4 protein-coding genes and 1 tRNA gene are annotated in these 5,783 nt (G+C 61.8%); 3 read left to right on the top strand and 2 right to left on the bottom strand.

Going from position 1 to position 5,783, the window contains the following annotated elements:
• Positions 1 to 290 precede the first annotated feature (290 nt).
• Positions 291 to 366, bottom strand: a tRNA-Arg gene (locus tag RWT78_RS27535).
• A gap of 97 nt (positions 367 to 463) precedes the next feature.
• Between RWT78_RS27535 and RWT78_RS27530 the strand changes: the two genes are divergently transcribed.
• The gene (locus tag RWT78_RS27530) at positions 464 to 2,599 is read left to right on the top strand and encodes a cytochrome c oxidase assembly protein (protein WP_037132093.1); all 2,136 of its coding nucleotides are present in this window, start codon (positions 464 to 466) and stop codon (positions 2,597 to 2,599) included.
• 182 nt (positions 2,600 to 2,781) lie between these two features.
• A complete protein-coding gene (gene ssb / locus RWT78_RS27525) occupies positions 2,782 to 3,195 on the top strand; it encodes a single-stranded DNA-binding protein (protein ID WP_007733347.1) in 414 nt (137 codons plus the stop codon).
• Between the two features lie 4 nt (positions 3,196 to 3,199).
• Here ssb and RWT78_RS27520 read toward each other — a convergent pair whose 3' ends face one another.
• Positions 3,200 to 3,658 (bottom strand): MarR family winged helix-turn-helix transcriptional regulator, encoded by a 459-nt coding sequence (locus RWT78_RS27520; RefSeq protein WP_030537583.1) that lies wholly within the window; start codon positions 3,656 to 3,658, stop codon positions 3,200 to 3,202.
• A gap of 106 nt (positions 3,659 to 3,764) precedes the next feature.
• Between RWT78_RS27520 and RWT78_RS27515 the strand changes: the two genes are divergently transcribed.
• Positions 3,765 to 5,582: an ABC transporter ATP-binding protein gene (locus RWT78_RS27515; protein ID WP_054801009.1), complete on the top strand. Its 1,818-nt coding sequence runs from the start codon at positions 3,765 to 3,767 to the stop codon at positions 5,580 to 5,582.
• Positions 5,583 to 5,783: the final 201 nt, after the last annotated feature.

Below are 5,783 nucleotides of genomic sequence, written 5' to 3'. Positions count from 1 at the left end.
TCACAGGGAAGGGCTACAACGATTGGTCGGGTCCGGTCAACGACGCGGGACCGGTCGTCGGTTGGTGTGCGCCGGTGAACCGCTCGACGACGGATACAAGGACGATCGCGAGTGCCAGGATTCCAACGGTCCGGGCGATTGACTTCAGGGTCTTCGGAAGTGCCTTCTTCATGCGTGGCAGATTACTGCGGACGGCACGTAATTTGTGGGCTAGGTTTCGGTCCGTATCGGACTGCTCTGCCCAGTGGCCGCTCGTCCACGCAGTGTGACTATCCGTGAATCAAATCTTGTGGTGCCCCCGGCAGGATTCGAACCTGCGACCAAGAGATTAGAAGGCTCTTGCTCTATCCCCTGAGCTACGGAGGCGCGTGGAACATCATACTCGAGGGTTCGGGATGTGACGCGCGCCGCCCAACTCCGACGCGTTGTCGTAGTCGGTTCGCGAAGGTCCTACCCTTGAGGTATGGCTACACCCGACCTCGCGCCGACAGATTCCCCACCGGAGTCCACACAGCACAGCGGTGCACCCGCTTCTTCGACCGCGATATTCGTGGTCAGTGGACTCATCGCAGGGCTCACCGCAGCCATCGTGGTGGGATTCTCCGCGTCGCAGGCACTGACTCTTCTGGGCATCCCGGATCCAGGTCCGATCACCACGTACGGCCTCCCCGCGATGCGTGCACTGGGGGAGATCGCCGCGGTCATCGCGATCGGGTCACTGCTGCTGGCCGCGTTCTTCGTGCCGCCGCAGAAGTCGGGCGTCCTCGACGTCGACGGCTATCGGGCAGTCCGAACTGCATCGCACGCCGCGATCGTGTGGGCGATCTGTTCGTTCATGATGGTGCCTCTGACGCTCTCCGACACATCGGGTCAGCCGTTTGCCGAAGCGATCAAACCGGCGAACCTGTGGTCGGGACTCGATCAGGTCGAGATCGCCGGCGCTTGGCGTTGGACGGCGATCATCGCGGTTGTTCTGGCGATCCTGGCCCGACTGACACTGCGCTGGTGGTGGACTCCGCTCCTGCTGCTGGTCGGTCTCCTCGGACTGATGCCGCTTGCTCTCACCGGTCACTCGTCTTCGGGCGGCTCGCATGACATCGCTACCAATAGTCTGATCCTGCACCTCGTGGCGGCTTCGCTCTGGGCCGGCGGGTTGTTCGCGCTACTGGCACACGCGCGCCGCGGCGGCGATTACACCGACGTAGCAGCCCGACGCTTTTCGACGGTCGCATCCATCTGCTTCGTCGTCATGGGATTCAGCGGCGTCATCAACGCGATTGTCCGTCTGCCTCTCGACGACGTTTTCACCACGACGTATGGACGATTGATCGTCGCGAAAACAGTTGCACTGATCATCCTCGGGTTCTTCGGTTGGGCTCAGCGGAGTCGGGCGCTACCGGCGCTGGCGGAGAATCCGAAGAGTCGCTCTGCCCTGATTCGATTTGCCGGCGCTGAAGGCATCGTGATGGCGGCAACCATCGGCCTCGCGATCGGCCTCGGTCGTACCCCGCCGCCCCCTCCGCTGTCGATTCCCTCGATTCCCGAGGTCGAACTCGGTTACAACCTTCCGGACCCGCCGTCGTTCATGGCCTTCGTGACGGACTGGCGATTCGACCTCATGTTCGGCACCGCCGCCGTTGCTGCGGCGATTCTGTACGGCATCGGCCTTCGCAAGCTGGCCAAGCGTGGGGATTCCTGGCCTGTCGGCCGAACCATCGCCTGGATGAGCGGTTGTGCGGTGCTCCTGATCGCCACGTCGTCGGGCGTCGGCAAATACGCACCGGCAGTCTTCAGCGTTCACATGGGTGCGCACATGGCGCTGTCGATGTTGGGCCCAGTCCTGCTGGTTCTGGGTGCGCCGATCACTTTGGCTCTGCGGGCCCTGGATCCGGCAGGCAAGGACGGCGTGCCCGGCATTCGCGAGTGGATTCTGACCGCGCTGCACAGCCCGTTCTCGCGATTCATCACCCACCCGATTGTGGCGGCAGTTCTCTTTGTCGGCGGCTTCTACGCGCTCTACCTCGGCGGAATCTACGGCGCTACCGTCGACTCGCACAGTGCTCACCTGCTCATGAATCTGCACTTCATCCTCAGTGGCTATCTCTTCTATTGGGTGGCGATCGGAATCGACCCGTCACCGCGCCAATTGCAGCCGGTGACCAAGCTGGCAATGGTCTTCGGCTCACTTCCGTTCCACGCCTTCTTCGGCGTGGCATTGATGAGCACTACCGCCGTCATGGGCGGCGCGTACTTCCGTTCGCTCGGCCTCGGCTGGAACAACGATCTGATCGGCGATCAGCAGCTGGGCGGCAGCATCGCGTGGGCGACCGGCGAGATCCCACTCATGGTGGTCATGCTCGCGCTGCTGGTTCAGTGGTCGCGCAGTGATGGTAGGACAGCGCGCCGAACCGACCGTGCGGCCGAGCGTGACCACGACGCCGACCTCGCTGCTCACAACGCCATGTTCGCCGAATTGGCCAGGCGGGACCGCGAAGGGTGGAAACCCCGTGAGGCTGCTGACGCGGAGACTACAAGCGGGGACTCTGCGGACGGGACACCCAGCGAGAAGAAATCCGACGAATCCTCCACTAGCACTTAGCTCCGACACTGCCCGGGCCATTCGGTCCGGGCAGTGCTGTTTCTCCACAGCTGTTCCACCGATGCACAGGTGGAAATCGAAGATCCCGAGCCGGGCGTTTGCCGTTCCACAATCGAAACTGCCGACGCAGTGATCGGCCCCGCGGCAGTTGGCGGGTTCTGGAGTTCGAAGGGGGATCGGACATGTACGAAACGCATGCAACGGTTGTCGGAACCGTCATCACCAATCCGGTGAAGCGGCAGACCACCAATGGCGAAGAGGTGCTGAGCTTTCGGATGGCGAGCAACACGCGTCGCAAAGACGCGGTGACCGGAGAGTGGACGGACGGAGCGACCCTCTATCTCACGGTGAGTTGCTGGCGGCGGTTGGTCACCGGCGTCGGCGCATCCATCATGAAGGGTGATCCGGTCATGGTGGCGGGGGAGTTGCGCACCAACGAGTACACGACCAAAGAGGGTGTGCCTCGTTCCGATCTCGAGCTACGGGCGACTGCGGTAGGCGCGGACCTTGCTCGTTGCATCTCGAAGATCGAGCGTCAGAGCAAGCCGACGTCGGCGGAGAATGTCGAGGACGCAGTCGACACCGTCGCTGCGTGAGGACTCACACCGAAGGTTTCGGGCAGTCGCGGGGCCGAGAGTCGTGCCCCGCGTCCACTCGCTCGAGAAGTTCGGTGAGAATTGCTCGCTCCGATTCGTCGAGGTCGTCGAACACATCCGAGGATTCGCGTCGTTGAGCTTTCGCGACGTCGGCAGCGAGGGTAGCGCCGGCGTCGGTGAGCTCGAGTAATACAGCTCGCCGATCGTTCGGATCGGGAGTGCGGCGCACCCATCCGGCCTCTTCGAGGGAATCCACGACGTCGGTCGCCGACCGCGGAACGATGCGCAATCGCTCGGCAAGAAACCCGAGTCGAACCGGCTCGCCCACTCGGGTCAGTACTCGCAGCGCTCGGCTTTGCGACGGCGAGAGGCCGAATGGTTCCAGCGCTGCCACTTGGCGTCGGCGGATGAGCCGTGCCACGGACATCACGACGTCGGTGAGTTCGCGCTCTCGGGAATGCATGGCGTCAGTCTAGCGTTGTTGGTGTCAGCCTCATAGTGAGGTAACCTCATCAATATGAAACTAGGGTGAGAAAGCCTCCAGGAGGTAGAACGTGAAACCAGATCACATGCGAAACATCGAACGATCCGCTGTCGAGATCACTCCGGCGGAATCCGTACCGGCAAAGCGCGTACTCGGACTGTTCGCGCCGTATCGAACTCAGATCGCCATCGTCACCGCGGTCATCACACTCAGCGCGATCGTGGCGTTGGGCAGTCCGCTGCTCCTACGCGAAATGCTCGACAAGGCGATCCCGGACAAGAACCTCGGACTCGTCAGCGTTCTGGCCATCGGCATGATCGCCATTGCCGTGATCACGAGCTGTCTCGGCGTGGCGCAGACTTGGATGTCCAACAGCATCGGCCAGAAACTGATGCACCAACTGCGCGTGCGGGTCTACTCGCATCTGCAGAATCAGTCGCTCGGATTCTTCGCTCGAACCCGAACCGGAGAAGTTCAGTCGCGTATTGCCAACGACATCGGCGGTATGCAGTCGGTGGTCACCAACACGGCAACATCCATCGCGCAGAATGCAACGACCGTGGCAGCCACCATTGTTGCTCTGTTCCTTCTGGATTGGCGGCTTGCCATCTTCTCGCTGGCGATCTTGCCGGTGTTCATCCGTATCGCACGCAAGATCGGTGACGAGCGCCGCAAGATCTCGGGTAAGCGGCAGAAGCTACTCAGTGATCTGTCGGTCCAGGTGGAGGAATCTCTCTCCGTCAGTGGCATTCTCCTCGGCAAGACGACCGGCGCGAAGTCGGCTCTTACGGATCGATTCACCGAGCGTTCAGCGGAAGTCGCAGACGTCGAACTCCGAGCCATGATGGCCGGCAAGTGGCGCATGGCGACCATGTCGATCACCTTCGCAGCCATGCCTGCACTGGTCTACTGGTTTGCCGGTTTCACTCTCGATCACGGCAACACCATCACCGTCGGCACCCTCGTCGCATTCACCACGCTGCAAACACAATTGTTCCGTCCCACCATGATGCTGCTCAACACGGGCGTCGAGGTGCAGAGTTCCATGGCCCTGTTCAGTCGCGTGTTCGAGTACCTGGATCTGCCGATCGACATCGCGGATCCGGAAGAGTCGAAGAGCTTCGACCGCACCAAGATGTCCGGCGAACTTCGGTTCGACCATGTCGACTTCTCGTACCCGGGAACCGACAGCAAGACCCTCGACAACATCGACCTCACGGTCCCGGCCGGCGGAACCTTGGCGCTTGTCGGCTCCACGGGTTCGGGCAAGACCACTCTCGGATACTTGGCCGCACGTCTGTACGACCCGACTGCGGGATCGGTGAGAATCGATGACGTCGATCTGCGGGACCTCGATCTGGCGACGGTCTCCGACCTGGTAGGTGTGGTGTCGCAGGAGACGTATCTCTTCCACACGACGATTCGTGAGAACCTTCGGTTCGCGAAACCCGACGCCACGGACGCCGAGATCGAGCAGGCAGCGCGCATCGCGCAGATCCACGAGTTCATTTCCGGTCTCGACGACGGGTACGACACCATGGTCGGCGAGCGCGGCTACCGATTCTCCGGCGGTGAGAAACAGCGCATAGCGATCGCGCGCACAGTCCTGCGGAATCCGCCGATCCTCGTCCTCGACGAGGCGACGAGCGCCTTGGACAATCGCACTGAACGTGCGTTGCAGGACGCGCTCGACGAGCTGATGGTCGGACGCACCACTCTTGTTGTAGCGCACCGACTCTCCACGGTTCGAGATGCGGATCTCATCGCGGTCCTCGACCAGGGCGTGGTTGTGGAAAAGGGCACCCACGACGAACTTGTGCAACAAGGTGGGCGATACGCACAGTTGCTTGCGGCCTCGGGTAGCGACGCCGTCGAACTCCCGTCGGAACTGCAGACCGTGTGAGTGTAAGAAATGTCGGCCATTTCACTTCCGCAAGTTTCTAGAACGTGTTCTACTTTAATGGTCGTTGATCGACTATCAGTGGAGGCGGAAAGATCATGGGTCAGGTTCTGGACAACATCTCACAGTTCGCCGACGAGATCCGCGCTGACGGAGTCGAGGGCGACAAGCTGATGCGCTTGACGGACGGCAGCGCGAAGCGCT

Origin of the sequence: uncultured Rhodococcus sp. (assembly GCF_963525155.1) — a bacterium.
Classification (GTDB): Bacteria; Actinomycetota; Actinomycetes; order Mycobacteriales; family Mycobacteriaceae; genus Rhodococcus_F; species Rhodococcus_F qingshengii.
The sequence above is the reverse complement of the archived record's forward strand: the minus strand, read 5'-3'. Positions and strand labels throughout refer to the sequence as shown.

What these genes read in the sequence shown, in the direction of transcription:
- RWT78_RS27515 (WP_054801009.1), top strand. Translation starts at nt 3,765, where the DNA reads ATGCGAAACATCGAACGATCCGCTGTCGAGATCACTCCGGCGGAATCC.
- ssb (WP_007733347.1), top strand. Translation starts at nt 2,782, where the DNA reads ATGTACGAAACGCATGCAACGGTTGTCGGAACCGTCATCACCAATCCG.
- RWT78_RS27530 (WP_037132093.1), top strand. Translation starts at nt 464, where the DNA reads ATGGCTACACCCGACCTCGCGCCGACAGATTCCCCACCGGAGTCCACA.
- RWT78_RS27520 (WP_030537583.1), bottom strand. Translation starts at nt 3,658, where the DNA reads ATGCATTCCCGAGAGCGCGAACTCACCGACGTCGTGATGTCCGTGGCA.